Source organism: Streptomyces sp. NPDC044061, assembly GCF_056434305.1.
The window spans coordinates 372,114-397,412 of record NZ_JBWKFL010000003.1; the positions used below are offsets into that span (position 1 = coordinate 372,114).

Genomic DNA, 25,299 nt, shown 5'->3' on the forward strand with positions numbered 1-25,299 from the left:
ACGGCACGGGACGGGAGGCGGTGGCCGAAGGGCCACCGCCTCCCGTCGTTTCGCGGCCGATCGCCCGGTTCCGCGCGCCCCTCCGGCCCCGCCGCGCGCCTAGCATCGTGAGAAGTGGCCGGAGTTCGAGAGAGGTGCGTCGATGGCGAAGGCCGGTGCCGGGTCGGCGCGGGGCAGTGTGTGGCTCGACGGCAAGGTCCGCCGCGGCGGGCGCAGTGCGCAGCCCTCGGGACTGGACCGGGAGCGGATCACCGAGGTGTCCGTGCGGCTGCTCGACGCCGAGGGGCTGGCGAGGTTCTCCATGCGCCGGCTGGCCGGTGAGCTGAACGTCACCGCGATGTCCCTGTACTGGTACGTCGACACCAAGGACGACCTGCTCGAACTCGCCCTGGACGCGGCCTACGGCGAGCTGCCGCTGCCCGCCGTCCGGGACGACGCCGACTGGCGGGAGCAGCTGCGGGCGCTGGCCACCGGGTACCGGGCGCTGCTGGTGCGCCACCCCTGGCTGTCGCCGCTGGCCGGGCGGTACCTCAACATCGGCCCCAACGCGCTCGCGTTCTCCCGCAGTGTGCAGCGGGTGGTCCGCCGCGCAGGGCTGCCCGCGCACCGCGTGACCAGTGCGATCTCGGCCGTGTTCCAGTTCGTGTACGGCTACGGGACGATCGAGGGCCAGTTCCTGTCCCGGATCGCGGACTCCGGACTGACCCCGGACGACTACTACCAGCAGGCCATGAACTCGGCCCGGCAGGATCCAGGGGCCGCGGACTACCTTCAGGAGTCCAAGGAGATCATGGACGCCCGCGGCGGCGACACGGTCGCCGAGATGATGGACCGGGACTTCACCTTCGCCCTGGACCTGCTGGTGGCCGGCATGGAGGCGATGGTCGAGCGCGGCTGACTACTCCCCGGCCACCAGCCGCGCCGGGAAGCCGCCCGTCGCCACCGGGCCCCACCGCTCCGGCGTCACACGGATGATCGACTTGCCCTGCTTGACCATCGCCTCCCGGTACTCGTCCCAGTCCGGGTGCTCGCCGGCGATGTTGCGGTAGTACTCGACCAGCGGTTCCACCGAGTCGGGGCTGTCGACGACGTCCGCCGTGCCGTCGATCTGGACCCAGGGGCCGTTCCAGTCGTCGCTCAGGACGATCAGGCTGACCCGTGGGTCCCGCTTGGCGTTGCGGGTCTTCGCGCGCTCCGGGTAGGTGGAGACCACGATCCGGCCCGAGTCGTCGACCCCGCAGGCCAGCGGGGAGCCCTGGGGGCTGCCGTCGGCCCGGCGGGTGAGCAGGATCGCGTGGTGGCGGCGGCGTACGAAGTCCAGCAGTTCGTCCAGGGACACTCGGGTGTTCGTCGCGATGTTGGGTGCCATGTGCGCAGCCTAGAGCGCCCACGGCCCGGTCAGCCTGACCCTGGTGGGCACACGCACGGGCGTCGGCCGAACGTCACCTCACCTCAATGGAGCAGCTAAAGTGCAGATGTCGTGTGCTCGCAGTCGGGAATGTGCTGCGGAGCTCTCCTGAGCATGGCCGTGTGGCCGTGTCATTCGAGAGGTTCGTGGTGGCTTCGTCTGACTTTTCCGATGTGACTCGCTTTCCGGTCGGCCTCGAGCTGGCCGAAGCGCTCACGGTGGCGGCTCGGCAACTGCACGAGACCAACACCCCGCACGCCACGTTCCGCACGGCCGTCCGGCTGGCCGTGCATCTGCTTCCCGGCGCGGAGCACGCCGGGGTCTCGGAACTCGAGCGCGGCGAGAGCCTGCGCACGGTCGCCTGGAGCGATGACCTCGTGCGGGACGCCGAGGCCCCGGGCCCGCCGCACTGGGAGCAGCTGTGGACCTCCCCGGTGGTGCGTATCGCGGACGGCACCGGCGAGAGCGGGCAGGGCGCGCTGTCCGGCCTCGGGCTGCGCTCGGTGCTGTCGCTGCGGCTGCGCGCCGACAAGCGCCGGCTCACCGTGCTGACGGCCTACTCCCGTGATCCGCACGCCTTCGACGAGAGCGCGACCCGCCTCGGCCGCATCCTGACCACCCATGTCAGCCTCGCCCTGCAGTCGGTGACCGTCCGGGAGCAGCTCACCGAGGCCATGCACACCCGGGACCTGATCGGCCAGGCCACCGGTATCCTCATGGAGCGCCTGGACATCGACGCGGCGGCGGCCTTCGAGAGCCTGGTGCGCGCCTCCCAGCGCGAGAACACGAAGCTGCGGGACCTGGCCCGGCGCATCGTGGGCGCGACCGAGAACTAGCGGTGCCTGCTTCGCCGGCCGATGTCGGGATATACGTCTCCTCATGCGAGCCGACAGCGCCGACAGCGCAGGGACTCTGGACCACGTCATGGCGCGCGGTGGCGGCCTGGACACACTGCTGCGCGATCTGACCGACCGTGCCGTGCAGGAGGTGCCCGGTGCCGCCTCGTGCAGCATCACCGTCAGCCGGGCCGACCGGCTGCTGACCCTGGCGGGCAGCGCGGGCCTGCCCAACGGGCTGGACCAGCGGCAGTACGAGAACGGGGCCGGCCCGTGCGTCGACGCGGCCGAGACCCGGCAGGAGCAGTACGCGCCCGACCTGGAGCGAGAGGTGCGCTGGCCGGCGTACACCGGGTACGCGCTGGCCGGAGGGGTGCGCTGTGTGCTGGCGGTGCCCCTGGCGGTCGAGGGCGAGGGGGGAGCCGCCCTGAACCTCTACGGCACCGCGGCGGGCGCGCTCGGCGAGGGCCGGGAGGAGGCCCACGACCTCGCCGAGCGGGCCACCGCGGCGATCAACACCGCCCTGCGCATCGAGCGCGAGCGGTCCTCCGCCGCCGACGTGCGGCTCGCGCTGCTCTCCCGCAGCGTCATCGACCAGGCCGTCGGCATCCTCATGGCCCGGGAGCGGCTGGACGCCGAGGCGGCCATGAACCGGCTCCGCAGGGCTTCGCAGGAGCGCAACATGAAGCTGCGCGACCTGTGCGCCCACCTGGTGGCCCGGGTGGGTGGCGGGGAGTCGTCAGGCGGCCGGCAGTGAGTCGCCCTGGACCGCCTGGATGTCCAGCTCGATCCTGAGCGTCGTGCCGATGGCGGCGATGCCCGCCTGGAGGACCTGGTTGTAGTTCATCGCGAAGTCCTCGCGGTGCAGCTCCGCGGTGGCGCGGAAGGCGGCGCGGGTGCCGCCCCACGGGTCGGCGCCGGTGCCGAGGCAGGCCAGGTCCAGGTCGACCGGGCGTACGACACCGTGCATCGTCAGCTCGCCGTGCACCGTCCAGCGGTCCGGGCCGGCCTGGGTCAGGCCCGTGGAGCGGTAGGTGATCTCCGGGTGCCGCTCGACGTCGAGGAAGTCCGCGGACCGCAGGTGCGTGTCGCGCATGCCGTTGCCGGTGTCGACGGACGCCGCCTCGATGACCGCCTCCACCCGGGACTTGGTGGCGTCGTCGGGCGCGATCTCGATGGTCCCGCCGAACTCCGTGAACCGGCCGTGCACGCTGGAGATCCCGAGGTGCTGGGCGACGGCGGCGACCGACGAGTGCACCGGGTCGATGGTCCAGGGACCGGGCGGCGGCAGTTCGGTGCCGCCCTGCCGGGCCAGCGTCACCGTGCCGACCTCGGCCCGCCCGCCGGCGGTGACGATCGCGCTGGACGCGACGGGCGCGTACCCGACGGCGGTCACGATCACGGTGTACGCCCCCGGCACCAGCCCGGTGGTGTCCCGCACGGCGCCCTCGGCGTCCGCCTCGGCCCGCAGCACCTGCGTACCGGTCATGTCGGTCACCGTGACGACCGCGTGCGACACGGCCCACCCGTCCCGCGTGCGGATCTTCGCGGTCAGTCCCATCCCGTTTCTCCCTGCAAAGCATTACAAATCGGTCGTATGAATCCGGCCCGTGGCGCACGCCGTACTTCCAGGAGCGGCGCACACCACGGGCCGTGGGTCGAACTACTCGCCGGGGTGGGCGAGTTCGATGTCGTGGTCGTCGACTCCGGTGCCGGAAACGGTCAGCGCGGTGGCCACCGGCGGGTAGCCCGTCGCGATGACGGTGTAGTCGCCGTTGTCCAGGTCGGTGAAGGCGTACGCCCCGTCCGTCCCGGTGGTGGCCGTGCCGACCACGTTGCCCGCCTGGTCCACCAGCGTCACGCGGGCGTCGGCCAGCGCACCGTGCGGGGCCTTGACGACACCCTGCAGCCGGGCGCCGGCGTCCAGGTCGACCTCGATCCGGGTGACCCCGGTGGCCGCGACCTCGACCGGCAGCGCGCGCGGCCGGAACCCGCTCGCGTTGACCGCGACGGTCACCGCGCCCGGCACCAGGTCGGTGAAGGCGAACTCGCCCTGCTCACCGCTGGCGGCGGTGGCCAGCAGGTCACCGCGCACGTCGGTGACGATCACCATCGCGTCCTTGACCGGCAGCGCGCTCCCGGTCGCCCGGACCACACCGGTCAGTCCGCTGGTGCCGCTGAGCAGGATGTCGTACGACAGCGGCTCCTCGCCCACCACGATCGTGGAGGCCTGCGGCTGGTAGCCGTCGGCGGAGGCGATCAGCACGTACGAGCCCGTGCCCGGTGCGTCGAGCGCGTAGGAACCGTCGGCCTGGGCGACCGAGCGGCCCAGTTGGCGGCCGGCCAGCGAGATCAGCGTGACCGCGGCCTGCGGCACCGGGGCGCTCTCGGCGCCGCGGACGAAGCCGTGGACCGGGGTGCCGCCGAAGGCGCCGGGCTCGGCGACCGTGGCGACGGCGGTCAGCTGCCGCGTCGCCGTGGCCGTCGCCGTGGCCGTGCCCGCGGGGGCGGTCTCGGTCGTGGCGGTGACCTGGGCCGGGATCTGCTGCGCCTCGGCGACGACCGGAGCGGCGGCCGGGTCGGCCACGGGGGCCTCACCGTCGGCGGCCTGGGCCAGCGCACCCTTGGTCCTCAGCGGGACCTCCTTGATGAACAGCGTGATCAGGAAGGCGACGGCGGCGAGGGCGCCGGCGATGAGGAAGACGTCGGCGATGCCGTGGCCGTAGGCGCTCTCCAGCAGCGTCCGGATGGGCTTCGGGAGCGTGTCCATGTCCGGGATGCTGTCGGTGGAGCCCGACCCGCCGGCCAGGGCCTTCTGGTACTTGGGGCTCAGGGCGGAGACGCCGTCCTGGACGTAGTGCGTGATCCGGCGGGACATCACCGCGCCGAGCGCGGAGACGCCGACCGCACCGCCGAGGGAGCGGAAGAAGGTGACCGTGGAGCTGGCCGAGCCGAGGTCGGAGGGCGCCACCTGGTTCTGCGTGGCGAGCACCAGGTTCTGCATCATCATGCCGATGCCGAGACCCAGCAGGGCCATGAAGACGGCCATCTTCCAGTAGTCGGTGTCGTACCGGATGCCGCCGAGCAGCGCCAGACCGGCGGTCACCAGGACGCCACCGCTGACCAGCCAGGCCTTCCAGCGGCCGGTGCGGGTGATGAACTGGCCCGAGACGGTCGAGGAGACGAACAGACCGCCGATCATCGGGATGGTCAGGACGCCCGACATCGTCGGGGACTTGTCGCGGGCCAGCTGGAAGTACTGGCTGAAGAACACCGTGCCGGTGAACATCGCGACACCGACGAACAGGGAGGCCAGCGAGGCCAGCGTGATCGTGCGGTTGCGGAACAGGCGCAGCGGGATGATCGGCTCGCTCGCCTTCGCCTCGATGAGGACGAAGATCGCGCCGAGCGCGATCGAACCGCCGACCATCGCGTAGGTCTGCCAGGAGACCCAGTCGTACTTGTCGCCGGCGAAGGTGACCCAGACGAGCAGCAGGGAGACGGCGGCGGAGATGAAGAACGCGCCGGCCCAGTCGACCTTGACCTCCCGCTTGACCACGGGCAGGTGCAGGGTCTTCTGCAGCACGATCAGGGCGATGATCGCGAAGGGGACTCCGACGTAGAAGCACCAGCGCCAGCCCAGCCAGGAGGTGTCGGTGATGACACCGCCGAGCAGCGGGCCGCCGACGGTGGCGACGGCGAACGTGGCGCCCAGGTAGCCGGAGTAACGGCCGCGCTCACGCGGGGAGATCATCGCCGCCATGACGATCTGGGCGAGGGCGGACAGACCGCCGACGCCGATGCCCTGCACCACACGGCAGGCGATCAGCATGCCGGGGTTCTGCGACAGGCCGGCCGCCATCGAGGCGACGACGTAGATGATCAGGGCTATCTGGACGAGCGCCTTCTTGCTGTACAGGTCGGCGAGCTTGCCCCACAGGGGAGTGGCCGCGGTCATCGACAGCAGGGCGGCGGTGACCACCCAGGTGTAGGCGGACTGACCGCCGCCGAGGTCGCCGATGATGTGCGGCAGGGCGTTGGAGACGATCGTGGACGACAGGATCGCCACGAACATGCCGAGCAGCAGCCCGGACAGGGCCTCCATGATCTGCCGGTGCGTCATCGGGGCGTGGGCACCGGCGCCTCCCCCGTGCTTGGCGTGAGCCCGCACACCGGCTGGTGTGGTCGTTGCCATGGGCTTCCTTTTCCTACGTGCTTGCGGGTGTACGGGTGGTCTCTTCGGCTACGGGGGCGGGCGGCCGCTGCGGCGCGGACCGGCAGTCGCCGAAACTGGCGCGCAGGCGCGTCATCAGCCGGATGAGCTGGCCGACCTCGTCGTCGGTCCAGTCGCTCAGCCGGTCGGCGAGCAGCTGGGTGGTCCGCCGGGACAGCTCGTCGAGCTCTTCCAGGCCCGCGGGCGTCAGGCGCAGGATGCGCGAGCGCTTGTCCGCGGGGTCCGGTGACCGCTCGATCCAGCCGCGTGCGGCGACGTGCGCGACATGCCGGCTGGTGACCGACATGTCCACGGCGAGCAGCTCGGCGAGCTTGCTCATGCGCATGTCGCCGTGGCGCCCGAGGAGGGTCAGCACGGCGGCCGAGCCGGCCGGGCACTCGGGCGGCAGGATGCGCCCCAGGTCCCGCTTGACGGCTCCGACGGCACTGAGCTGGCGCGCCAGCTCTTCGAATTGCGCCTGCTCGGCCATCACACCTCCCGTATTCGTTGCTTGGGGCAACCATAGATCTGTTGGTTGCTGCAGGCAAGCAATTGGGGGGCGTGAGGCGCAAAAACTTGGCAAAGGCAAGTATTGCGATCGTAAACAAGCAGGTGGGGGCGGGTGGCGTGCCCCCCTCTGTCCCGGTGGCCCCGCACTTGGGTCGGCCACCTGGATTCGCTAGTGTCTCGGGCCATGGCTAACACCCAGGGCCCCCAGGGCAATCACGACCCCGCAGGCAGCACCCAGATGTTCCGCGCGTTCGTCGACGAGGCTCCCCAGGGGCGCCAGCAGCAGCAGGCGGCCTCCTCCGGGCCCCGGATCGGCCTGATCATCGGCATCGTCGTCGCCGTGGCCGTCGTCGCCGCGGTGGCGCTGGCACTCAGGTAGGGAGCGGCCCCCAGCCGGGGGTCACTGGCTCCACCGGACGGACGCGTCCCGCGTCTCGATGTGCATGCCGAGCGGTACGCGCCAGGCGTCGACGCACACCGTCCAGGTGTGGTCCGTCCGCGCTCCCGGCCCGATCGGCACCGGAAGATCGACGGTCGACTCGACCGTCCCCCAGTCGATGCCCAGCGCGCCGATGATGTGCGTCCCGAACGTCACCGTGCCCGAACGCACCGGCGTGCCGCCGGTGTTGCGGAAGGGCACGGTCACCTTCTCGCACCAGCGCTGGTCCGTGTCCGCGCGTGCGGGATCGCCCCAGCCTAGGTCGGCGGGCGCGGGAGACGCCCTGCGCGAGGGAGTCGGGCTCGGCGCCGGCCGCTCCGGGGCGCTCGTGGCCCGGCCGGTGGCGCTCGGTGCGGCCCCGGTCGGCCCTGCCGGACCCGGGGCGGTGCCCGCCGTGGCCTGTGGCGTCCGCGCCGTCCGCGCCGAGGGTGAGGCAGAAGCCGCCATCCGCGAGGGTGAGTTGGTGCTCCCGTCCGGCCCGTCCAGCGGGACCATCCGGACCGCGCCCGTCGGTGTAGCCGCCGCCTGCGCCGACCCAGGCACCCCGCCCACCGCGACGAACCCCTCCCGGCCCCCGCCCCCGCACGCGGCCAGGGTCACGCCCAGACACACGACGGCCGCCGACGCTGCCGTAACGGCGCCTCGGCGGCCATGTGTCCATGTCGTCGTACGAAGCATCCCGGCACGAAGCATCCGGCCATGGTGGCTGACGCTCCGTCAGATGGGAAGCGTCAGTCGGAGATGAGTCCCTCGCGCAGCTGTGCCAGCGTCCGGGTCAGCAGCCGGGAGACGTGCATCTGGGAGATGCCGACCTCCTCGCCGATCTGCGACTGCGTCATGTTGGCGAAGAAGCGCAGCATGATGATCCGGCGCTCCCGCGGCGGCAGCTTGGCCAGCAGCGGCTTGAGGGACTCCCGGTACTCCACACCCTCCAGCGCGCTGTCCTCGTAGCCGAGCCGGTCGGCGAGCGAACCCTCGCCGCCGTCGTCCTCGGGGGCCGGGGAGTCGAGCGAGGAGGCGGTGTAGGCGTTGCCGACCGCGAGGCCGTCGACCACGTCCTCCTCGGAGACGCCGAGGACCGCGGCCAGTTCCGTCACCGTCGGGGAACGGTCCAGCTTCTGGGACAGCTCGTCGCTGGCCTTGGTGAGGGCCAGGCGCAGTTCCTGGAGCCGGCGCGGGACGCGCACCGACCACGAGGTGTCGCGGAAGAACCGCTTGATCTCGCCCACGACCGTCGGCATCGCGAACGTCGGGAACTCCACGCCCCGTTCGCAGTCGAAGCGGTCGATCGCCTTGATCAGGCCGATCGTGCCGACCTGGACGATGTCCTCCATGGGCTCGTTGCGCGAGCGGAAGCGGGCCGCCGCGTAGCGCACGAGGGGGAGGTTCAGCTCGATCAGGGTGTCCCGGACGTAGGCGCGCTCGGGACTGTTCTCGTCGAGTGCGGCGAGCCGCAGGAACAGGGAGCGGGACAGGGTGCGGGTGTCGATGTCCGCCGGTGCCGTGACGACGGCTTCGGCGGTCGGGACGGGCGGGGCCGGCACGGCTTCGAGGGCCGTGACGTCATCGAGGACGTCGAGAGCGTTGAGCTCCTTGGGCGCTGCCTCGCTCGTGGGCGTGAGCACCTTCGAGCTGCCCTGGTCTGCGGACATGCCACCCCCTTTGGGTCGCGGGACGGTCGCGGCGGCGATGCCTTTCGAGCAACGCAGCCTTCACCCTGAATACCGGAGCCGGAGGTCCGGCAAACGCGCTTCCGGAAGAATGTCACATGTCGGCAACACGCTGTAGTGACATGTCGACATGCAAGATGCGAATCGGCCCTGGAAAGAAGGGGTCTGACGGCTTTTCGGCGCACAACTGTCGGGAACCGCCCTGGTGAGCGATTCGCTCGCGCCGGTTACCACTCGATCCTGTTTGCGATCCGGTGCGATCTGGGGTGTTCCGGACCGTGCTCCCGTGCGCCGGTTATGCCTCGATCCGATTCGCGGACCGCAGCCGCTGGAAGCTGCGGGCGAGGAGCCGCGAGACGTGCATCTGGGAGACACCGAGTTCCGCGCTGATCTGAGACTGGGTGAGATTGCTGTAGTAGCGCAGGAGAAGGATTCTCTGTTCCCGTTCGGGGAGTTGGACGAGCAGATGGCGGACCAGGTCGCGGTGTTCCACGCCGTCCAGGGCCGGGTCCTCGTAGCCGATGCGGTCCAGCAGTCCCGGCAGCCCGTCGCCCTCCTGGGCGGCCTCCAGCGAGGTCGCGTGGTACGACCGTCCCGCCTCGATGCAGGAGAGCACCTCATCCTCGCTGATCCGGAGGCGCTCGGCGATCTCGGCGGTCGACGGTGAGCGGCCGAAGGCCGTGGTGAGGTCCTCGGTGGCGCTGTTCACCTGCACCCACAGCTCGTGCAGCCGGCGCGGTACGTGGACCGTGCGGACGTTGTCCCGGAAGTACCGCTTGATCTCGCCGACGACGGTCGGCATCGCGAAGGTCGGGAACTGCACGCCCCGGTCGGGGTCGAAGCGGTCGATGGCGTTGATCAGACCGATGGTGCCGACCTGGACCACGTCCTCCATCGGTTCGTTGCGGGAGCGGAAGCGGGCGGCCGCGTAGCGCACGAGCGGGAGATTGGCCTCGATGAGAGCCCCCCGTACCCGGGTGTGCTCCGGCGTGCCCGGCTCGAGGTCCTTCAGCTCGGCGAAGAGCACCTGGGTCAGAGCGCGGGTGTCGGCGCCGCGGCGCTTCTCGGGGGCGGCGGGAGCGCCGGGGTCGGAGGCAGGGGTGGTCGCCTCCTCCTGGGGTGGCGCAGTACTGGCCGACACGGTCAACGCCACCTCTTCATCGGTCAATCATCCGTCAAAAGCGGTCATAGCATCACAAGACATGTGCACTGTGTGCAAGCACCCGATAACACCGTGTTGTGGCCGGAGAGCGCCAAGTTGGGTCCCGCGGGGCATGCGAAAGCCCCCCGCCTCTTCGGTGCGGGGGGCTTGCCGAGCGGAGGGCTCAGAACTCGTAGTCGGCGATCACCCACGTGGCGAATTCCCGCCACAGTGCGACACCCGCCCGATGGGCCGGGTGCTCCAGGTAGCGCTTGAGGGCGTCGGTGTCCTCGACCGCCGAATTGATCGCGAAGTCGTGGGCGATCGGCCGGTCGCTGATGTTCCAGCCGCACTCCCAGAAGCGCAGCTCCTCGATCCGGCCGCCGAGCGCCCTGAAGGCCTCCACGCCCGCGACGACCCGCGGATCGTCGCGCTCGACGCCCTCGTTGAGCCGGAAGAGGACCAGGTGGCGGATCATGGGGTGTACCTCAGCTCTCTCGGCTGTCTCAGCTCTTTGCTCCGTTGGCGATCCAGGTCATGAAGTCGCCTATGGCCTTGGCCGCGTCCGAAATGCCCTCGAAGGCTATCTGGACGTAGTCGGCCGCCTTGGCCGGGTCCGTGATGATCACGTACAGCGCGAAGACCACGAGCACGTACACGGCGATCTTCTTGGCGTTCACCGCCACCGCGGCCTCCCCTGTGCCTGTGCCCCGTGGGCCCTGTTGCCGGCGGCGAGTGTAACCTTCACGCCCGCTCCGGGAACCAACGGCCCGCCCGCCGGGGATTCTTGCCGTGCGGCCCGCACCGGAATCGGAGGGTTACGCACGAAGGGCCCCGTCATGCGACGGGGCCCTTCTTCAGCGGTAGCGGAGGGATTTGAACCCTCGGTGACTTGCGCCACACTCGCTTTCGAGGCGAGCTCCTTCGGCCGCTCGGACACGCTACCGAGGGAGACCCTACAGCACGGCGGGGCAAGGTTTGAAATCGGTATTCAGCGGTCCCGGAAAAACTCCGTGAGGAGCCGGGCGCAGTCCTCGGCCAGGACGCCCTCGACGACCTCGGGCCGGTGGTTGAGCCGTCGGTCCCGTACGACGTCCCACAGGGAGCCGGCCGCTCCCGCCTTGTCGTCGCGTGCGCCGTAGACCACCCGGTCCACGCGGGACTGCACGAGCGCGCCCGCGCACATCGTGCAGGGCTCGAGCGTGACGACCAGCGTGCACCCGGTCAGCCGCCACTCGCCGAGCTCGGCGGCGGCCCGCCGGATCGCGAGGACCTCCGCGTGGGCCGTGGGGTCACCGGTGGCCTCCCGCTCGTTGTGCCCGGTCGCGAGCACCGTCGTACCGTCCGGGGACAGCACGACGGCGCCGACGGGGACGTCCCCGCCCCCGACGGCCAGCTCCGCCTCGTCCAGGGCGAGCCGCATCGCTGCCCGCCAGCGGTCGCGGACCGGGTCGGGCGCCCGCTGGGAGCCCGGAAGGTCCTTCGGCTGTTCGGACGTGGTCAGCGGACGGTCTCCAGCACCTCCGAGGCGCCCAGGGCCTCGGCGATCTCGGCCAGCGCCTCGTTCGGGTCGAGGCCCCGCAGCTCCTTCTCGCCGACGCCCAGGTCGTCGAGGATGCGGCCGTCGCCCACCGGGCCGTGCGGCACCGCGCCCGCGGCGGCTGTCTCCTCCTCGTCGTCCTCCTCCTCGGACTCGCCGTCCTCGGTGCCGTCGAGGTCCAGGGCGTCCAGGTCCGGGCCGTCGTCGGCGCCGGGCTCCCGGCCGAGCAGCTCGTCCGTGAGGAGCAGCTCCCCGTAGGCGCTGCGGGCGGCGGCGGCCGCGTCCGAGACGAAGATGCGAGGGTCCTCCTCGCCGTCCACCCGGACGAGACCGAACCAGGAGTCCTCCTGCTCGATCAGGACGAACACCGTGTCCTCGTCGGGAGAGGCTTCCCGGGCCAGGTCGGCCAGATCCGACAGGGTCTCCACATCGTCGAGCTCTGTGTCGCTCGCTTCCCACCCGTCTTCGGTGCGCGCGAGCAGTGCGGCGAAGTACACCGTGACTCTCCCACTGGTCATAGGCGTGCCGGTTGGGGGTCCCCCCGGCGGAGGTTCTGGGCGGAGAGAGCTGTGCTCCGAGCCCCACCCACTCGGAATCGTGGCAGAAACAAGGCCCTCAGGGGACGTCTTCGGCTCCCTGTGTCTGGCTGTTTTGATCGTGCGTCCGGGTCTGGAGGGTGCACGACCCACCAGCGCCCTCGTTGCCGCCACCTGCGGATCGTACGCGGCTTTCTCGAGCGCTCACGCACTCCCGCCGCGGTAAACCGGCGAGAGCGGTGATCTTCCTTACCGGGATCTTTCCCGAGGGAACCGTACGACGGCCTCCCCTACCAGCGGAACGTTCGCATCCGCATGGCGTGCCGCAACCGGGCGGCCTTGGCGCGCCGGGGCTGGACGCGGTCGCGCAGCGCGCGTGCCTCGGCGAGGTCGCGCAGGAACTGGGCGCGCCGGCGCCTGCGTTCGGCTTCCGTCTCGGGCTGCTGCGGCCCGGCGGAGTCGGCGTCCGCGGCGGCGTCCGTCTCGTGGTCAGGGAGGTCAGGCACAGTCACACCACCCGGGGTCCGTCCCTCCCACTTTCCCCCGGACGGAGGGTTTGATGCCAGCGCGAGCTGCGGGTGGCCGCGGTTACTGTTATGGACATGCGTCTCCACGTCGTCGACCACCCCCTGGTCGCCCACAAGCTCACCACGCTGCGCGACCAGCGCACCGACTCCGCGACCTTCCGTCGGCTCGCCGACGAACTGGTCACCCTGCTCGCCTACGAGGCCACGCGGGACGTGCGCACCGAGGCCGTCGACGTCCAGACGCCGGTCGCGCGGACCACCGGCGTCAAGCTCGCCCGCCCCCGCCCCCTGGTCGTGCCGATCCTGCGGGCCGGCCTCGGCATGCTGGACGGCATGGTCCGGCTGCTGCCGACCGCCGAGGTGGGCTTCCTGGGCATGATCCGCAACGAGGAGACGCTGCAGGCCTCCACCTACGCCTCGCGCATGCCGGAGGACCTCTCGGGCCGCCAGGTGTACGTGCTGGACCCGATGCTGGCCACGGGCGGCACGCTGGTCGCCGCCATCCAGGAGCTGATCAAGCGTGGTGCCGACGACGTGACCGCCGTGGTCCTGCTCGCCGCCCCCGAGGGCGTCGAGGTCGTGGAGCGCGAGCTGGCGGGCACCCCGGTGACGGTCGTGACGGCGGCCGTCGACGACCACCTCAACGAGCACGGCTACATCGTCCCCGGCCTCGGCGACGCGGGGGACCGGCTGTACGGCGCGGCCGAGTAGGGGCTCCGCGCGGAGCGCCGGGACGCCTTTGCGCCGTAGGGGTGCGGCTGTGCGGGCGGCCGACGGTCCGTCGTGGCTGGTCGCGCCCCCGCGGCGGAGCCGCGTGTCGGACACGGCGCCGCGCCCCTGGTGCGCTGTCTCGGCGGTTGTCCCGTCGCCGAGCGGCGGGGTGAGCGTGGGGCGTCCTACGGGCGGCTGACGGTGCCGTTGTGGCTGGTTGGCCCAGTGGCGCAGCCGCAGGGCGGACACAGGCCAGCGCCGCTGGTGGCCGCTGCCTCAGCGGCTCTTCTTCGTGGTTGCCGTCGGCTGCGGTGCGGTCGGGGGCGTGGATGCCCCGGTCGCCTCGGCCGGCCGGCCGGCGTCCGGGACCCGTCGTCGAGCGGCGGATGGGCGCGGGACGCCTTTGCGCCGTAGGGGTGCGGCCGTTCGGGGCGGCCGACGGTCCGTCGTGGCTGGTCGCGCCCCCGCGCGGAGCCGCATGTCGGACGCAGCCCCGCGCGCCCGGGGGCGCTGCCTCAGCAGCTCTCAGCAGTTCTTCTTCGGCGTGGCGGGCGTCCGCTCGGCCGTGGTCAGCTTGGCCAGGGCCTGGTCGGCGGTCGTCCGCTGCGTGAGGTTCTTGAACCCGTCGCCGATGACCAGATCCAGTTCCGCGCCCTTGTGGGCGGCGTCGGTGCGGCGCTCTGCGCCGGTCAGCTGGGTGGCGAGCACCGGCAGCGAGGTGTTCAGCGCGGAGGCGGGGCCGACCAGGATGCCGGTGCCCTTGACCTTCTTGTCGAACTCCTTGGACGCGTTGCCCACGTCACCGATCTTGAAGCCGCGCTTCTTCAGCTCGTCCGCCGTGGACTTGGCGAGCCCGGTGCGGGCGGTGGCGTTGTAGACGTTCACGGTGATCTCGCCGGGCTTCGGCAGCGCCGCGACGTGGGCGGCGGGACTCGCCTTGGGGCGGCAGTCCGCCTTGGTGCGGGCCGCCGGGGTCTTCTTGCCGCCGGTGAAGACGTCGATGAGCTGCAGCGTGCCCCAGCCGACCAGGCCGAGCGCGGCGACGGACGCCAGTACGGCGAACACGAGCCTGCCACGCCGCCGGGGAGGGCGCATCCGAGGGTATTTGTCCCCCGTGATCCGGTACTGGCCGCCCATGCCAGGAGGAGTCAGCATGCTCATGGGCGCAGCGTAGTGCGCCCGGGCGGCGATGCCTATTAGATGATCAGTAGACGCCGCTCAGCGGAACCCGAAAGGGGCAACGGCCGTGTCGCGCCGGGTCAGTCGAGCTCGAGCACGCGCGCGTGCAGCACCTGGCGCTGCTGGAGGGCGGCGCGGACCGCACGGTGGAGGCCGTCCTCCAGATACAGGTCGCCCTGCCACTTCACGACGTGCGCGAAGAGGTCGCCGTAGAACGTCGAGTCCTCGGCCAGCAGGGTCTCCAGGTCGAGCTGCTGCTTGGTGGTCACGAGCTGATCGAGGCGGACCGGGCGCGGCGCGACGTCCGCCCACTGCCGGGTGCTTTCCCGGCCGTGGTCGGGGTACGGCCGGCCGTTTCCGATGCGCTTGAAGATCACACGGAAAGCCTACCGGCCAAGACGTTCCGGGCGCAGCCATGACGACGGAGTGCGACGCTGGAAAAGCCGTATCCAAACGGGTGATAACGGGAAATACCGGGAACAGGGGCCGGAGATGAGTGACAGCGAGACGCTTCCCGCCGAGGCTCGGGAGATCACCTCCGGGTACGCCTTCACCGGTCCCGCCCTCGACCTCGGTGCCCTCCTCTGGGACGGCGGCTGCCATCCGGACGCACCGGTCCGCATCCCGCTCTCCGTGCTCAACCGGCACGGGCTGGTCGCCGGTGCCACCGGCACCGGCAAGACCAAGACCCTCCAGCTGATCGCCGAGCAGCTGTCGGCACAGGGCGTGCCGGTGTTCCTCGCGGACATGAAGGGCGACCTGTCCGGCATCGCCCGGCCGGGGCAGCCGGGCGACCGGGTCCGGGGGCGCGCCGCCGAGGTGGGCCAGCGGTGGACGCCGGCCGGCTTCCCGGCCGAGTTCCTCGCGCTCGGCGGGATCGGCCACGGCATCCCGGTGCGGGCCACGATCACCGGCTTCGGCCCGCTGCTGCTGTCCAAGGTGCTCCGGCTCAACCAGACTCAGGAGCAGTCCCTCGGCCTGATCTTCCACTACGCCGACACCAAGGGCCTGGAGCTGATCGACCTCAAGGACCTCAGGGCGGTCGTCGCCTTCCTGACCTCCGACGAGGGCAGGGGCGAGCTGAGGAACATCGGCGGCCTGTCCACCGCCACGGCCGGGGTGATCCTGCGCTCCCTGACCGCCTTCGAGGCCCAGGGCATGGCCGGCTTCTTCGGCGAGCCGGAGTTCGACACGGCCGATCTGCTGCGGACGGAGCCGGACGGGCGGGGTGTCGTCTCGGTGCTCGAACTCCCCGCCGTCCAGGACCGGCCGCAGCTGTTCTCGACGTTCCTGATGTGGCTGCTGGCCGACCTCTTCCACGACCTGCCCGAGGTCGGCGACGCCGACAGGCCCGGGCTGGTCTTCTTCTTCGACGAGGCCCACCTGCTGTTCGGCGACGCCTCCCGGGCCTTCCTGGAGTCGATCACGCAGACCGTGCGCCTGATTCGCTCGAAAGGAGTGGGGGTCTTCTTCGTCACGCAGACCCCGAAGGACGTACCGTCCGATGTTCTCGGGCAGCTCGGCAACCGGATCCAGCACGCGCTCAGGGCCTTCACCCCGGACGACCAGAAGGCCCTCAGGGCCACCGTGAGGACCTTCCCGAACTCCGCCTACGACCTCGAGGAACTCCTCACCGGCCTCGGCACCGGCGAGGCCGTGGTGACCGTGCTCGGCGAGCGGGGCGCCCCGACCCCGGTCGCGGCCACCCGGCTGCGCGCGCCGGAATCCCTGATGGGCCCGGTGGACGGGGCGGAGCTCGACCGGGCGGTGCGGGACTCCCCGCTCTTCGGACGTTATGCACAGGCTGTGGACCGAGAGTCCGCCTTCGAGCGGCTGAGCGCCGAGCGGCCCGGGGAACCCGAGGCCCCGAAAGCTCCCCGGACCCCGCGGGAGAAGGCCCCCGAGGAGGAGCCGTCGCTGGCCGAACAGGTCGTGAACAGCGGGATTTTCAGATCCCTGGCCCGCTCGGTCGGCACCCGGATCGGCCGTGAGATCACACGTTCCCTGTTCGGTACGGCCCGGCGGAGGCGGTAGGCCGCCCCCGCCGGAGGGTCAGCGGCCGTCCTCCTTCGCCGGTTGCCGCGGTTGCGGGTTCTTTCCTTCCGGCCGGGGCGGCGCGCTGCGCCTGGCCTCCGCGCGCAGCAGGGCGCGCAGGACCGCGTACGGGTCTGTGGGCATGGCTGTTCCTTGCGTCGAGCTGACGGGCCTGGGGGCGAGGCACGGTCAGCAGCGCAGGACCACCGTTCTCAGCAGGGGCACGGTGTACGGCGGCCGCGGCGCGGCCGGGCACGGGCCGGGCGCCGGACGGACGGGTGCCGCCGGATCGGGCGGGGTGGCGGTGCGCTCGGGCGCGTCGGGCCGGTGCAGGGCGCGGGCGGGCGGCCGCAGCAGGGTGTCGAGGACGTCGTGCTCGGCCGAGACGGCCGGCGCGGGTGCCGCCTGTGCCTGCAGATGGGCGCCGGGCACCCACACGGCGAGGAGCAGCACGACCACGCGCAGCCAGGTGTGGCCGCGGGGGAGGCCCTGGGTCCCGCTCACGGCAGGACTGTGCCCGCGCGGCGGCCGCACCGCATCGCGCGGCGCGCGAGATCCACCCGTTCGGCCCACCACGGGGATCACAGCGTGCGCGGGACCCGCTGCGCGTGGCCGCGGACGCGGATCGCGGTGACGATCTCCACGACACCCACGATCACCAGCCACCAGCCGGCGACCAGGGTCAGTACGGCGACCGACTGGAACGGCGCGTCGATCAGCACGATGCCGGCGACGAACGTGACGACCCCGAGGAAGATCTGCCAGCCCCGGGCGGGCATGCGGCTGTCGGAGGCGGCGGCCAGGGTCTGGGTGATCCCGCGGATCAGCCAGCCGATGCCGATCCACAGGGCGAGCAGCAGGGTCGACTGCATCGGCCCGCGGAAGCAGAACAGCCCGAGCAGGATCGACAGGGCGCCGCTGATGAAGGCCAGCACGCGCAGGGAGGTCCGCTGGTGGGTGCCGAAGGCGGCGGCCAGCTGGAAGACACCGCTGACCAGGAGGTACACGCCGAACAGGACACCCGCCACGACCAGGGACTGGCTCGGCCAGACGAGCACCAGGACGCCGAGGACCAGCGAGACGACGCCGGTGCCCAGGACGACCTGCCAGGCGGCCCGGGACAGGGCGTGCAGGGGGCCCTCGAAGGGCGGCTCGGGCTCGTGGTGGCCCTGCGGTGCGTGGCCCGCGTGGACGTTCCGGTCGTCGTACTCACGGTCCCAGGAGGGGCCGCCGCTGGGTGCCTCGGTCATGCTTCATGCTTGGACCGTTCCGGCCGGCCCCGCCAGCGGAGAAGGGCCACCCGGGTCGGGGGTCACTTCCGCTCGGCCTTGGCGGCCTTGGCCGCCGCCTTCATCTCCTGCTTGTGGGCGCGCACCTTGGCCAGCGACTCGGGCCCGGTGATGTCGGCGACGGACCGGAAGGACTTCGCCTCCCCGTAGGCTCCGGCGGCCTCCCGCCAGCCCGTGGGCCGCACGTCCAGCTGCTTGCCGAGCAGCGCGAGGAAGATCTGTGCCTTCTGCTTGCCGAAGCCGGGCAGCTCCTGGAGCCGCTTCAGCAGCTCCCGCCCGTCCTGGACGTCCTTCCAGACCTGTTCGGCGTCTCCGTCGTAGTGCTCGACCAGGTACTGGCACAGCTGCTGGATCCGTTTGGCCATCGAGCCCGGGTAGCGGTGCACGGCGGGCTTCTCGGAGAGCAGCGCGGCGAAGGCCTCCGGGTCCATGGCCGCGATCTCGTGCGCGTCCAGGTCGTCGGCGCCCAGTCGCCCGGCGATGGTCGCCGGCCCCTTGAACGCCCACTCCATCGGGATCTGCTGGTCCAGCAGCATCCCGGTCAGCGCGGCGAGCGGGCTGCGCCCGAGCAGCGCGTCGGCGTCGGGGTCCTGGGCGAGGTGCAGAGTGACGTCCATGGGTCGATGATCGCCTGCCGTCGTGCGGGGCGCAGCCGGGGGTGGCGCCCTTCGCTCGGTCCGCCCGCCAGTACCCGAGGGCGTGGACCCGGGCTTTCGGCACGGCTCCCGGCGCACGTACGACGCCAGGGTGCGGGTCGTGGCCGTGTCGCAGGCGATCAGACGTACGGGTGCGGGATGCCGTCGAGTACCGCCGGCGGCTCGGCGCGGACCCGGGCGGCGAGGCCGGCGCCCGCATCGCGCCTGGGCACCTCGCGGATCTCGTGCCGGGCCGGGTCGGCACGGCAGGGGAGCCCGTCCAGGGTGCCCTCGAACCGGATCGTCGCCGGGACCGGACCGAGGGCGCCGAGCGGGGAGTTGATCGCGGGCAGCGATGCGGGGTCGCCGACGGCGACGAGGTGCGAGGGGTCGGGATGCCGGCCGGTGCCCTGGACGGTCGCCTCGACGGTGTCGCCGGGCCGTGCCGTGCGCGCCCGGTCCGAGGCGCACCCCTCGTGCAGCGTGAACTCCAGGCCGAAGGTGCCGGTGCGCGGGTCCGGATCGGCCAGGGTGCAGGCCCGCTGGTGCGGGCGGCCGCCGTCGGAGAACCACAACCGGACCCACATCCTGGGGTGGACGCCGGTCGCGGCGAGCAGTCCGCCGTCGCCGAGCCGCAGCCGCCGGTAGTACGGGGTGACGTCCTCGGCCTCGACGTCGGTGCACCGGAAGTCCTTCGCACCCGGCAGGCGCAGGACCGCGCCCTCCCATCCCCGCCCCTGCCCCATCGTGTGCCCGTCCCTCGCGTACGATTCCCCATATCGACTTAGGCAAGGCTAACCTAAAATGAAGGGGTGTTCAGGGTGACCACCGAGACCTACCGCGATACCTGGGGCATCCCCCACCTGCGCGCCTCCGGTGCCCGTGCCCTCGCCCGCGCGCAGGGCCGGGTCACCGCCCTGGACCGCGCCTGGCAGATCGAGGTGGAACGGCACCGCTCCCGGGGCACCTCGGCCGCCTTCCTCGGCGCACCCGCCCTGTCCTGGGACGTCTTCGCCCGCCGCGCCCGTCTCGACGACACCGCGAGACGGTGCTTCACCGCCCTCGAGCGCCGCGACCCGGAGACGGCGGACTGGGTGCGGTCGTACGTCGACGGCGTCAACGAAGGCCTGTCCGAGGGCGCCCGCCGCGCCCCCGAGTTCGCCCGCGCCGGCCTCACCCCCGGCTCCTGGCACCCCTGGACCCCGCTCGGCGTCTGGCTCGCCACCCACATCCTCTTCGCCGGCTTCCCGGCCAAGCTCTGGCGCGAGGTGGCGGTACGGCACCTCGGCCCCGAGGCGGTCGGGCTCTTCGCCACCGACGGCCCCGGCACCGCGGGCAGCAACGGCTGGCTCCTCTCCGGCGACCGCACCGCCACCGGCCGGCCCCTGCTCGCCGGCGACCCGCACCGCTTCATCGAGGACCCCGGGGTCTACCAGCAGATCCGCCTCGCCTGCCCCGAGTTCGACGTCATCGGCCTCGCCGTCCCCGGCGTCCCCGGCATCGCCCACTTCGGCCACACCGGCTCGGTCGCCTGGTCCATCACCAACGCCATGGCCGACTACCAGGACCTGTACCGCGAACGCCTGCGGCGCACGGGCGCGGGGGTACAGGCACTGGCCCCCGACGGCACCTGGCACCGTGCCCACCGACACACGGAAACCGTGGCCGTCGCAGGCGAACGCCCCGTCGAGATCGAGATCATCGAGACGGAGCGGGGACCGGTGATCGCCGGGGGACCGGAGGGGCTGGAAGCGAGAGTCGCCGGTGCCGACGGCGCCGGAGGCGGAGGCGAGGAGGCCGAGCCCACCGCCCTCGCCCTGCGCTGTCCGCCCCGGGTGACGGAAGACCTCGGGTTCAGCACTCTTCTCCCCCTCCTCCGTGCCCGCCGGGTCGAGGACGTCGACAGCGCCTTCGACACCTGGGTCGAGCCCGTGAACGTCGTACAGGCCGCCGACACCGAGGGCGGCCTCCTGCACCGGGTCGCGGGCCGGGTCCCGGTCCGGGCGGCGGCCAACCGCATCCGCCCGGTCCCCGCCTGGCACCCCGGCCACGAGTGGCAGGGCTGGCACGAGACGCCGTACGCCGGGCTCACCGACGGCATCGCCGTGATGGCCAACCAGCGCGGCCCGGCGGCACCCCTCGGCGTCGAGTTCGCCCCACCGCACCGCGCCGACCGCATCCGCGCCCTGCTGCGGCGGCGCCACACCTGGTCCGCCGCCGACCAGAGCGCCGTCCACACCGACACCCACCTCGCCTCCGCGGGCCCCCTCCTCGACCACCTCGCCGCCCTGACAAGCCTCACCCCCGAGGCGGCCCGTCTCCGCGACCGCCTGCTGGCCTGGAACCGCCGCATGGACGCCGACAGCGGCGACGCCGCGGTCTACGCGGCGGTGCGCACGGCGGTCGTACGCCGGCTCGCCGCGCACCCGGTGTTCGCCGCCCTCGCCGAACCCCCCGCCCTCCCGGAGATCCTGCGGCCCTGGCTGGCCCTCGTCCCCCGCATCGGATACGCCCTCGAACACCTGCTGAGGGCCGAGGAGTTGTACGGCGTCGACCGGAGCGCGGCCGTGCGCGCCGCCGTCGAGGAGGTCGCCGCCGCACCGCCCGCCGGCCCCTGGTCCGGCACCCACCGCCTCGCCCCCTGGCGGGCGCTGCCGGGGGAGCCGTACGACGAACCGGGTCTCGCGGGCGACCACGACTGCGTGCTGTGCACCTCGGCCGTCCCCGGTCTCACCGACCTCGCGGCCCGTGGCCCGGCCGCCCGCTACGTCTGGGACCTGGCCCGCCGCGAGGACAGCCGCTGGGTGGTCCCCTTCGGTGCCGACGGCGTCCCGGGCGCAGCCCACCACCGTGACCAACTCCCCCTGTGGCTAAGGGGAGAGCTCGCCCCTGTGGTCACCGACTGGACCCGACTCACGCTCGAACACACCGAGGAGACCGATGACTGACCCGCACGCCCCCGCCTCCCCCCACGAGCGGCACATCGACGGCTTCGGCACCGTCCGCGTCCGCCCCCTCGACCCGGCGGCCGACGCGGCGGTGATCCACGCCTGGGTGAGCGAGGAACGCGCCGCGTTCTGGGGCATGACCGGCCTCACCAGGGACCAGGTGGCCGAGGTCTACGCCCACCTGGCCACCCTCGACACCCACCACGCCCACCTCGTCGCCAAGGACGGCGAACCGGCCGCCCTGCTCCAGACCTACGAGCCCGACGCCGACCGGGTCGGCGAGTGCTACGAGGTGCGCCCCGGCGACATCGGCGTCCACATCCTCCTCGCGCCCGCCGGACCGGCCGGCGGGCGGCCCGGCTGGACCGCGGCCCTGCTGACCGCCATGACGTCGTACGTCCTGCTGGAGCTGGACCGCCGGCGGATCGTGGTCGACCCGGACGTACGCAACACCAGGGCGATCGCCCGCTTCGAACGCCAGGGCTTCCAGCCGGGTCCCGCGGTCGTCCTGCCCGAGGTGGACCTCCCGGACGTGCACCTGCCCGAGAAGCACGCCCAACTGGCCTTCCTGACCAGGGCGGTAGCCTTCCCGGGTGACCACGCCTGACGAACTGATCGCCCACTACGGGCTGGAGCCGATCCCCCGCGAGGGCGGCATGTTCCGGCGTACCTGGGCGGGGCCCGAGCGGGCGGACGGCCGCCCCGAGGGCTCCGCCGTCGTGGCCCTGCTCACCGCCGACGACTTCAGCGCCCTGCACCGCCTGCCCAGCGACGAGATCTGGCACTTCTACCTGGGCGACCCGCTCCACCTCCTGCTCCTCGCCCCCGACGGCACGACCCGCACCGCCGTCCTGGGCCCCGCCCTGAACACCGGCCAGCACCTCCAGCTCACCGTGCCCGCCGGCACCTGGATGGGCGCCCGGGTGGCGTCCGGCGGCGCATGGACCTTCTTCGGCTGCACGATGGCACCCGGATTCACCTACGAGGGCTACGAACACGGCGACGCGGAGGACCTCACGGCGCGTTACCCGGCCGAGGCCGCCCGCATCGCGGAACTGTGCCGCCCATGACCCTGCTCGACGGACAGACCGCCCTGGTGACCGGCGCGGGCGGCGGCATCGGCCGCGCCATCGCCCTGCGCTTCGCCGAGGAGGGCGCCGCGGTGGCCCTCCACTGCCGTACGGCGGTCGAGACGGCCGGCGAAGTCGCCGCGCGCGTCCGGGAACTGGGCGGCGAGGCGGTCGTACTGCGGGCGGACCTGACGGACGAGGCGGCCTGCCACCGGCTGGTCCGCGAGACGACCGAGTGGTCCGGCGGCCGGCTCACCGCCGTCGTCAACAACGCGGCGGTCCAGCCCGTCCAGCCGCTGGCCGGCATGACGGCGGCCGACTGGCGCACGGTCGTCGACACCGACCTCACCAGCGTCTTCGCCTGCACCCAGGCCGCCGCCGCCCACATGGGCGCGCACGGCGGCGGCACCGTCACCCACATCGCCTCCATCGAGGCCGCCCACCCCGCCCCCGGCCACGCCCACTACAGCGCCGCCAAGGCGGCCGTCGTCATGCACGCCCGTGCGGCCGCCCTGGAGTACGGCCCGCACGGCATCCGCGTCAACTCGGTCTCGCCCGGCCTCATCGACCGGGAGGGCCTGGCCGAGGCCTGGCCGGACGGCGTGCGCCGCTGGCTCGGGGCCGTCCCCACCGGCCGCCTGGGCCGCGCCCGGGACGTGGCCGACGCCTGCGTGTTCCTCGCCTCGCCCCTCGCCTCCTGGATCACCGGACACGACCTGGTGGTGGACGGCGGAGTGTCGGCCCGGCCGACATGGTGAGCGCGGCGGCCGATCCCCGCGTACGTATACGGAGGACGTGCGGGCCGGGCGACGGAGGGGATCGGGTGCGCTACGAACGCATATGGCTGCGGCGGCTGACCGTCCTGTGCGCGGGCCTGTTCCTGCTCCTCCTCGGTACGGCGGCCCCCGCCTCGGCCCACGCGGCCCTGCGCGACACGGACCCCGCCGACGGAACGGTCCTCAGGTCGGCACCCCGTCAGGTGACGCTGACCTTCACGGAGTCGGTCGGCCTGCTGACCGACTCCTTCCGCGTCTACGACCCCGGGAACCACCGCGTGCGCACCGGCGAGGCGGAGCACGCGCCCGGCCGTTCCGACTCGGCCCGCGTCCTTCTGCCCGCCCGGCTGGGCACCGGCACCTACACGGTGGCCTGGCGGGTGGTGTCGGCGGACAGCCACCCGGTGTCCGGCGCGCTCACCTTCTCGGTGGGCAAGCGCACCGCGACGACGAGCGTCCTCCCGGAGCGCGCGGAGAACCGGGCGACGACCAGCCTCTACAACATCGCGCGCTACCTCGCCTACCTGTCCGTGGCGCTGCTCCTGGGCACGATGGCGTTCGTCGCGTACTGCCGCCCGCCGAGCCGGGCCCATCTGCGCCGGCGGGCCCTGGCCGCCTGGTGGGTCCTGGCGTCCGCGACGGCCGCCCTGTTCCTCCTCAGGGCCCCGTACGAGGAGGGCACCGCCCCGGCCTCGGCGTTCGCCCTCTCCTCCGTCACCCGCACGGCGACGACCCGCCCCGGCGAACTCCTCCTCGCCCGCCTGGCCCTGCTGCTCCTGGCCGGTGCCTGCGCGCTGTCCCTGAGGCGGTGGAGGCGCCGGGTCCCGCGCCGGGCCGCCCTGACCGCCGCCGCGGCCCTCTCCGTCGCCCTCGCGCTGACCTGGGCGGCCTCGGAGCACGCCTCGGCGGGCCTCCAGGTCCCGCTGGCGATCGCCTCGGCCACCCTCCACCTGCTCACGATGGCGGCCTGGCTGGGCGGTCTGACGGCCCTGCTGCTGACCCTGCGCCGGCCGGCCCCGGACCCGGGCGCCCTGCCTACCCGGGTCGTCACCCGCTTCTCCCGCCTGGCCTTCGCCTCGGTGACGGTCCTGGTGGCGACCGGCGTCTACCAGTCCTGGCGCGGCCTCGGCTCCTGGCAGGCGCTCACCGACACCACGTACGGGCGGCTGCTGCTGGCGAAACTGGCGGCGGTCACCCTGCTGCTCGCGGCGGCGTCCCGCTCCCGCCGCTGGACGGCCCGCCTGGCGAGCCCGTCCCCGGCACCGGCCCGCGACCGCGTCCCCGAACCGGCCGGCGGCCCCCCGCTCCCCGAGCCCCCGGAGCCCCCCGCCGCACCGCACCCGCTGCCCGACCGCCTCCGCCGCTCGGTGCTGGCCGAGGTGGCGGTGGGGGTGGTGGTGCTCGTCCTGACGACCCTCCTGACGAGCACGCTGCCGGGCCGGGCGGCGGCCGAGGCGGCGCGGTCCGGAACACGGGCGACCGGCATCCCGGCCGCCTCGGTCACCACGATCCCCTTCGACGTGGGCACCCCCGGCGGTCACGGCAGGGTCCAGATCACCCTGGACCCCGGCCGGGTCGGCGCGAACTCCGTCCAGGCGGTGGTCTACGGCCCCGACGGCGGTCTGGCCGCGGTCCCCGAACTGCGCATCACGCTCACCCTCCCCGCCCAGCGGATCGGGCCCCTGGACACAGGAGTCACCGACCGGGGCGGCTACTGGGCGGCCGACTCCTTCGACGTGCCGATCCCGGGGACGTGGACCATGAAGGTGACGGTACGGGTGTCGGAGGTGGACCAGGTGACCGTGTCGAAGGCCGTGCGGTTGGTGCGGTAGCGGTC

29 protein-coding genes, 1 tRNA gene and 1 pseudogene are annotated in these 25,299 nt (G+C 72.7%); 11 read left to right on the forward strand and 20 right to left on the reverse strand.

The annotated features are described in order from the left end of the window. Positions 1–142: 142 nt before the first annotated feature. Positions 143–898 carry a TetR/AcrR family transcriptional regulator gene (locus AC07CM_RS06530; RefSeq protein WP_478875211.1) on the forward strand — a complete coding sequence of 252 codons (756 nt, stop codon included), beginning with the start codon at positions 143–145 and terminating at the stop codon, positions 896–898. Here the strand turns inward: AC07CM_RS06530 and AC07CM_RS06535 are convergent, their stop codons facing one another. After that, positions 899–1,369 (reverse strand): PPOX class F420-dependent oxidoreductase, encoded by a 471-nt coding sequence (locus AC07CM_RS06535; RefSeq protein WP_478875212.1) that lies wholly within the window; start codon positions 1,367–1,369, stop codon positions 899–901. A gap of 212 nt (positions 1,370–1,581) precedes the next feature. Here AC07CM_RS06535 and AC07CM_RS06540 point away from each other — a divergent pair, with 212 nt between their 5' ends. Both AC07CM_RS06540 and AC07CM_RS06545 read left to right on the forward strand, forming a co-directional pair. Next, positions 1,582–2,244 carry a GAF and ANTAR domain-containing protein gene (locus AC07CM_RS06540; RefSeq protein WP_478875213.1) on the forward strand — a complete coding sequence of 221 codons (663 nt, stop codon included), beginning with the start codon at positions 1,582–1,584 and terminating at the stop codon, positions 2,242–2,244. Between the two features lie 43 nt (positions 2,245–2,287). Next, positions 2,288–3,001 carry a GAF and ANTAR domain-containing protein gene (locus AC07CM_RS06545; RefSeq protein ID WP_478875214.1) on the forward strand — a complete coding sequence of 238 codons (714 nt, stop codon included), beginning with the start codon at positions 2,288–2,290 and terminating at the stop codon, positions 2,999–3,001. On the opposite strand, the gene AC07CM_RS06550 is transcribed toward AC07CM_RS06545, so the two are convergent. The 3 genes from AC07CM_RS06550 to AC07CM_RS06560 all read right to left on the reverse strand — a co-directional run bounded on the left by AC07CM_RS06550 (position 2,984) and on the right by AC07CM_RS06560 (position 6,947). Continuing rightward, positions 2,984–3,805 carry a YceI family protein gene (locus AC07CM_RS06550; protein WP_478875215.1) on the reverse strand — a complete coding sequence of 274 codons (822 nt, stop codon included), beginning with the start codon at positions 3,803–3,805 and terminating at the stop codon, positions 2,984–2,986. The two genes, AC07CM_RS06545 and AC07CM_RS06550, sit on opposite strands and share 18 nt — an antisense overlap. A gap of 102 nt (positions 3,806–3,907) precedes the next feature. Continuing rightward, complete coding sequence (locus tag AC07CM_RS06555; protein WP_478875330.1) at positions 3,908–6,367, reverse strand: MFS transporter; 2,460 nt, start codon at positions 6,365–6,367, stop codon at positions 3,908–3,910. Between the two features lie 85 nt (positions 6,368–6,452). Then, entirely contained in the window at positions 6,453–6,947 is a 495-nt protein-coding gene (locus AC07CM_RS06560) for a MarR family winged helix-turn-helix transcriptional regulator (RefSeq protein ID WP_478875216.1), read from the reverse strand. 204 nt (positions 6,948–7,151) lie between these two features. On the opposite strand from AC07CM_RS06560, the gene AC07CM_RS06565 reads away from it, so the two are divergent. Continuing rightward, the gene (locus AC07CM_RS06565; RefSeq protein ID WP_478875217.1) at positions 7,152–7,346 is read left to right on the forward strand and encodes a hypothetical protein; all 195 of its coding nucleotides are present in this window, start codon (positions 7,152–7,154) and stop codon (positions 7,344–7,346) included. A gap of 21 nt (positions 7,347–7,367) precedes the next feature. Here the strand turns inward: AC07CM_RS06565 and AC07CM_RS06570 are convergent, their stop codons facing one another. From AC07CM_RS06570 to AC07CM_RS06610, 9 genes are all read right to left on the reverse strand, one after another. Continuing rightward, positions 7,368–7,613: a hypothetical protein gene (locus AC07CM_RS06570; RefSeq protein WP_478875218.1), complete on the reverse strand. Its 246-nt coding sequence runs from the start codon at positions 7,611–7,613 to the stop codon at positions 7,368–7,370. A gap of 524 nt (positions 7,614–8,137) precedes the next feature. After that, positions 8,138–9,058, reverse strand: a complete 921-nt coding sequence (locus AC07CM_RS06575) for an RNA polymerase sigma factor SigF (RefSeq protein WP_478875219.1) — start codon at positions 9,056–9,058, stop codon at positions 8,138–8,140. A gap of 313 nt (positions 9,059–9,371) precedes the next feature. Further along, positions 9,372–10,223, reverse strand: coding sequence for an RNA polymerase sigma factor SigF (locus AC07CM_RS06580; RefSeq protein ID WP_478875331.1), 852 nt, complete (start codon positions 10,221–10,223; stop codon positions 9,372–9,374). Positions 10,224–10,401: 178 nt separating this feature from the next. Continuing rightward, a complete protein-coding gene (locus AC07CM_RS06585; protein WP_478875220.1) occupies positions 10,402–10,695 on the reverse strand; it encodes a Dabb family protein in 294 nt (97 codons plus the stop codon). A gap of 28 nt (positions 10,696–10,723) precedes the next feature. Beyond that, the gene (locus tag AC07CM_RS06590; RefSeq protein WP_478875221.1) at positions 10,724–10,903 is read right to left on the reverse strand and encodes a hypothetical protein; all 180 of its coding nucleotides are present in this window, start codon (positions 10,901–10,903) and stop codon (positions 10,724–10,726) included. 175 nt (positions 10,904–11,078) lie between these two features. Next, a tRNA-Ser gene (locus AC07CM_RS06595) sits at positions 11,079–11,163 on the reverse strand. A 45-nt stretch (positions 11,164–11,208) separates the two neighbouring features. Then, the gene (tadA, locus tag AC07CM_RS06600) at positions 11,209–11,640 is read right to left on the reverse strand and encodes a tRNA adenosine(34) deaminase TadA (RefSeq protein WP_478875222.1); all 432 of its coding nucleotides are present in this window, start codon (positions 11,638–11,640) and stop codon (positions 11,209–11,211) included. Positions 11,641–11,717: 77 nt separating this feature from the next. Then, complete coding sequence (locus AC07CM_RS06605) at positions 11,718–12,254, reverse strand: tRNA adenosine deaminase-associated protein (protein ID WP_478875332.1); 537 nt, start codon at positions 12,252–12,254, stop codon at positions 11,718–11,720. 329 nt (positions 12,255–12,583) lie between these two features. Beyond that, positions 12,584–12,799, reverse strand: coding sequence for a hypothetical protein (locus AC07CM_RS06610; protein ID WP_478875223.1), 216 nt, complete (start codon positions 12,797–12,799; stop codon positions 12,584–12,586). A gap of 96 nt (positions 12,800–12,895) precedes the next feature. Here AC07CM_RS06610 and upp point away from each other — a divergent pair, with 96 nt between their 5' ends. Then, entirely contained in the window at positions 12,896–13,531 is a 636-nt protein-coding gene (gene upp, locus AC07CM_RS06615) for a uracil phosphoribosyltransferase (protein ID WP_478875224.1), read from the forward strand. A gap of 525 nt (positions 13,532–14,056) precedes the next feature. Here upp and AC07CM_RS06620 read toward each other — a convergent pair. Both AC07CM_RS06620 and AC07CM_RS06625 read right to left on the reverse strand, forming a co-directional pair. Further along, positions 14,057–14,692, reverse strand: a complete 636-nt coding sequence (locus tag AC07CM_RS06620) for a LytR C-terminal domain-containing protein (protein WP_478875225.1) — start codon at positions 14,690–14,692, stop codon at positions 14,057–14,059. A gap of 98 nt (positions 14,693–14,790) precedes the next feature. After that, entirely contained in the window at positions 14,791–15,087 is a 297-nt protein-coding gene (locus AC07CM_RS06625) for a type II toxin-antitoxin system VapB family antitoxin (protein WP_004943146.1), read from the reverse strand. A gap of 115 nt (positions 15,088–15,202) precedes the next feature. Here AC07CM_RS06625 and AC07CM_RS06630 point away from each other — a divergent pair, with 115 nt between their 5' ends. Beyond that, positions 15,203–16,744, forward strand: coding sequence for a helicase HerA-like domain-containing protein (locus tag AC07CM_RS06630; RefSeq protein ID WP_478875226.1), 1,542 nt, complete (start codon positions 15,203–15,205; stop codon positions 16,742–16,744). A gap of 18 nt (positions 16,745–16,762) precedes the next feature. On the opposite strand, the gene AC07CM_RS06635 is transcribed toward AC07CM_RS06630, so the two are convergent. The 5 genes and pseudogenes from AC07CM_RS06635 to AC07CM_RS06655 form a co-directional block, all read right to left on the reverse strand. Further along, positions 16,763–16,888: a hypothetical protein gene (locus AC07CM_RS06635; RefSeq protein WP_478875227.1), complete on the reverse strand. Its 126-nt coding sequence runs from the start codon at positions 16,886–16,888 to the stop codon at positions 16,763–16,765. A gap of 45 nt (positions 16,889–16,933) precedes the next feature. Continuing rightward, the gene (locus AC07CM_RS06640; RefSeq protein WP_478875228.1) at positions 16,934–17,248 is read right to left on the reverse strand and encodes a hypothetical protein; all 315 of its coding nucleotides are present in this window, start codon (positions 17,246–17,248) and stop codon (positions 16,934–16,936) included. 77 nt (positions 17,249–17,325) lie between these two features. Then, the gene (locus AC07CM_RS06645) at positions 17,326–17,994 is read right to left on the reverse strand and encodes an HdeD family acid-resistance protein (RefSeq protein WP_478875229.1); all 669 of its coding nucleotides are present in this window, start codon (positions 17,992–17,994) and stop codon (positions 17,326–17,328) included. 62 nt (positions 17,995–18,056) lie between these two features. Then, a complete protein-coding gene (locus tag AC07CM_RS06650) occupies positions 18,057–18,650 on the reverse strand; it encodes an HhH-GPD-type base excision DNA repair protein (protein WP_478875230.1) in 594 nt (197 codons plus the stop codon). A 61-nt stretch (positions 18,651–18,711) separates the two neighbouring features. Further along, positions 18,712–19,414 (reverse strand): annotated as a pseudogene (locus AC07CM_RS06655) (siderophore-interacting protein); the annotation flags it as partial. A gap of 75 nt (positions 19,415–19,489) precedes the next feature. Here AC07CM_RS06655 and AC07CM_RS06660 point away from each other — a divergent pair. From AC07CM_RS06660 to AC07CM_RS06680, 5 genes are read left to right on the forward strand one after another with little or no spacing between them, the layout of a single operon-like run. After that, complete coding sequence (locus AC07CM_RS06660) at positions 19,490–21,616, forward strand: penicillin acylase family protein (RefSeq protein WP_478875333.1); 2,127 nt, start codon at positions 19,490–19,492, stop codon at positions 21,614–21,616. Next, positions 21,609–22,223, forward strand: a complete 615-nt coding sequence (locus tag AC07CM_RS06665; RefSeq protein ID WP_478875231.1) for a GNAT family N-acetyltransferase — start codon at positions 21,609–21,611, stop codon at positions 22,221–22,223. The genes AC07CM_RS06660 and AC07CM_RS06665 overlap by 8 nt, the downstream gene beginning before the upstream one ends. A gap of 49 nt (positions 22,224–22,272) precedes the next feature. Beyond that, positions 22,273–22,686, forward strand: a complete 414-nt coding sequence (locus AC07CM_RS06670; RefSeq protein WP_478875334.1) for a cupin domain-containing protein — start codon at positions 22,273–22,275, stop codon at positions 22,684–22,686. Further along, entirely contained in the window at positions 22,683–23,444 is a 762-nt protein-coding gene (locus tag AC07CM_RS06675; RefSeq protein ID WP_478875232.1) for an SDR family NAD(P)-dependent oxidoreductase, read from the forward strand. The genes AC07CM_RS06670 and AC07CM_RS06675 overlap by 4 nt, the downstream gene beginning before the upstream one ends. Next, positions 23,438–25,294: a copper resistance CopC family protein gene (locus AC07CM_RS06680; protein ID WP_478875233.1), complete on the forward strand. Its 1,857-nt coding sequence runs from the start codon at positions 23,438–23,440 to the stop codon at positions 25,292–25,294. Before AC07CM_RS06675 ends, AC07CM_RS06680 begins: the two co-directional genes overlap by 7 nt. The last annotated feature ends 5 nt before the right edge of the window (positions 25,295–25,299 follow it).

What these genes read in the sequence shown, in the direction of transcription:
- AC07CM_RS06670 (WP_478875334.1), top strand. Translation starts at nt 22,273, where the DNA reads ATGTTCCGGCGTACCTGGGCGGGGCCCGAGCGGGCGGACGGCCGCCCC.
- tadA (WP_478875222.1), bottom strand. Translation starts at nt 11,640, where the DNA reads ATGCGGCTCGCCCTGGACGAGGCGGAGCTGGCCGTCGGGGGCGGGGAC.
- AC07CM_RS06555 (WP_478875330.1), bottom strand. Translation starts at nt 6,367, where the DNA reads ATGACGCACCGGCAGATCATGGAGGCCCTGTCCGGGCTGCTGCTCGGC.
- AC07CM_RS06620 (WP_478875225.1), bottom strand. Translation starts at nt 14,692, where the DNA reads ATGAGCATGCTGACTCCTCCTGGCATGGGCGGCCAGTACCGGATCACG.
- AC07CM_RS06630 (WP_478875226.1), top strand. Translation starts at nt 15,203, where the DNA reads ATGAGTGACAGCGAGACGCTTCCCGCCGAGGCTCGGGAGATCACCTCC.
- AC07CM_RS06645 (WP_478875229.1), bottom strand. Translation starts at nt 17,994, where the DNA reads ATGACCGAGGCACCCAGCGGCGGCCCCTCCTGGGACCGTGAGTACGAC.
- AC07CM_RS06585 (WP_478875220.1), bottom strand. Translation starts at nt 10,695, where the DNA reads ATGATCCGCCACCTGGTCCTCTTCCGGCTCAACGAGGGCGTCGAGCGC.
- AC07CM_RS06665 (WP_478875231.1), top strand. Translation starts at nt 21,609, where the DNA reads ATGACTGACCCGCACGCCCCCGCCTCCCCCCACGAGCGGCACATCGAC.
- AC07CM_RS06530 (WP_478875211.1), top strand. Translation starts at nt 143, where the DNA reads ATGGCGAAGGCCGGTGCCGGGTCGGCGCGGGGCAGTGTGTGGCTCGAC.
- AC07CM_RS06550 (WP_478875215.1), bottom strand. Translation starts at nt 3,805, where the DNA reads ATGGGACTGACCGCGAAGATCCGCACGCGGGACGGGTGGGCCGTGTCG.
- AC07CM_RS06565 (WP_478875217.1), top strand. Translation starts at nt 7,152, where the DNA reads ATGGCTAACACCCAGGGCCCCCAGGGCAATCACGACCCCGCAGGCAGC.
- AC07CM_RS06675 (WP_478875232.1), top strand. Translation starts at nt 22,683, where the DNA reads ATGACCCTGCTCGACGGACAGACCGCCCTGGTGACCGGCGCGGGCGGC.
- AC07CM_RS06680 (WP_478875233.1), top strand. Translation starts at nt 23,438, where the DNA reads ATGGTGAGCGCGGCGGCCGATCCCCGCGTACGTATACGGAGGACGTGC.
- AC07CM_RS06575 (WP_478875219.1), bottom strand. Translation starts at nt 9,058, where the DNA reads ATGTCCGCAGACCAGGGCAGCTCGAAGGTGCTCACGCCCACGAGCGAG.
- AC07CM_RS06545 (WP_478875214.1), top strand. Translation starts at nt 2,288, where the DNA reads ATGCGAGCCGACAGCGCCGACAGCGCAGGGACTCTGGACCACGTCATG.
- AC07CM_RS06650 (WP_478875230.1), bottom strand. Translation starts at nt 18,650, where the DNA reads ATGGACGTCACTCTGCACCTCGCCCAGGACCCCGACGCCGACGCGCTG.
- AC07CM_RS06635 (WP_478875227.1), bottom strand. Translation starts at nt 16,888, where the DNA reads ATGCCCACAGACCCGTACGCGGTCCTGCGCGCCCTGCTGCGCGCGGAG.
- AC07CM_RS06560 (WP_478875216.1), bottom strand. Translation starts at nt 6,947, where the DNA reads ATGGCCGAGCAGGCGCAATTCGAAGAGCTGGCGCGCCAGCTCAGTGCC.
- AC07CM_RS06535 (WP_478875212.1), bottom strand. Translation starts at nt 1,369, where the DNA reads ATGGCACCCAACATCGCGACGAACACCCGAGTGTCCCTGGACGAACTG.
- upp (WP_478875224.1), top strand. Translation starts at nt 12,896, where the DNA reads ATGCGTCTCCACGTCGTCGACCACCCCCTGGTCGCCCACAAGCTCACC.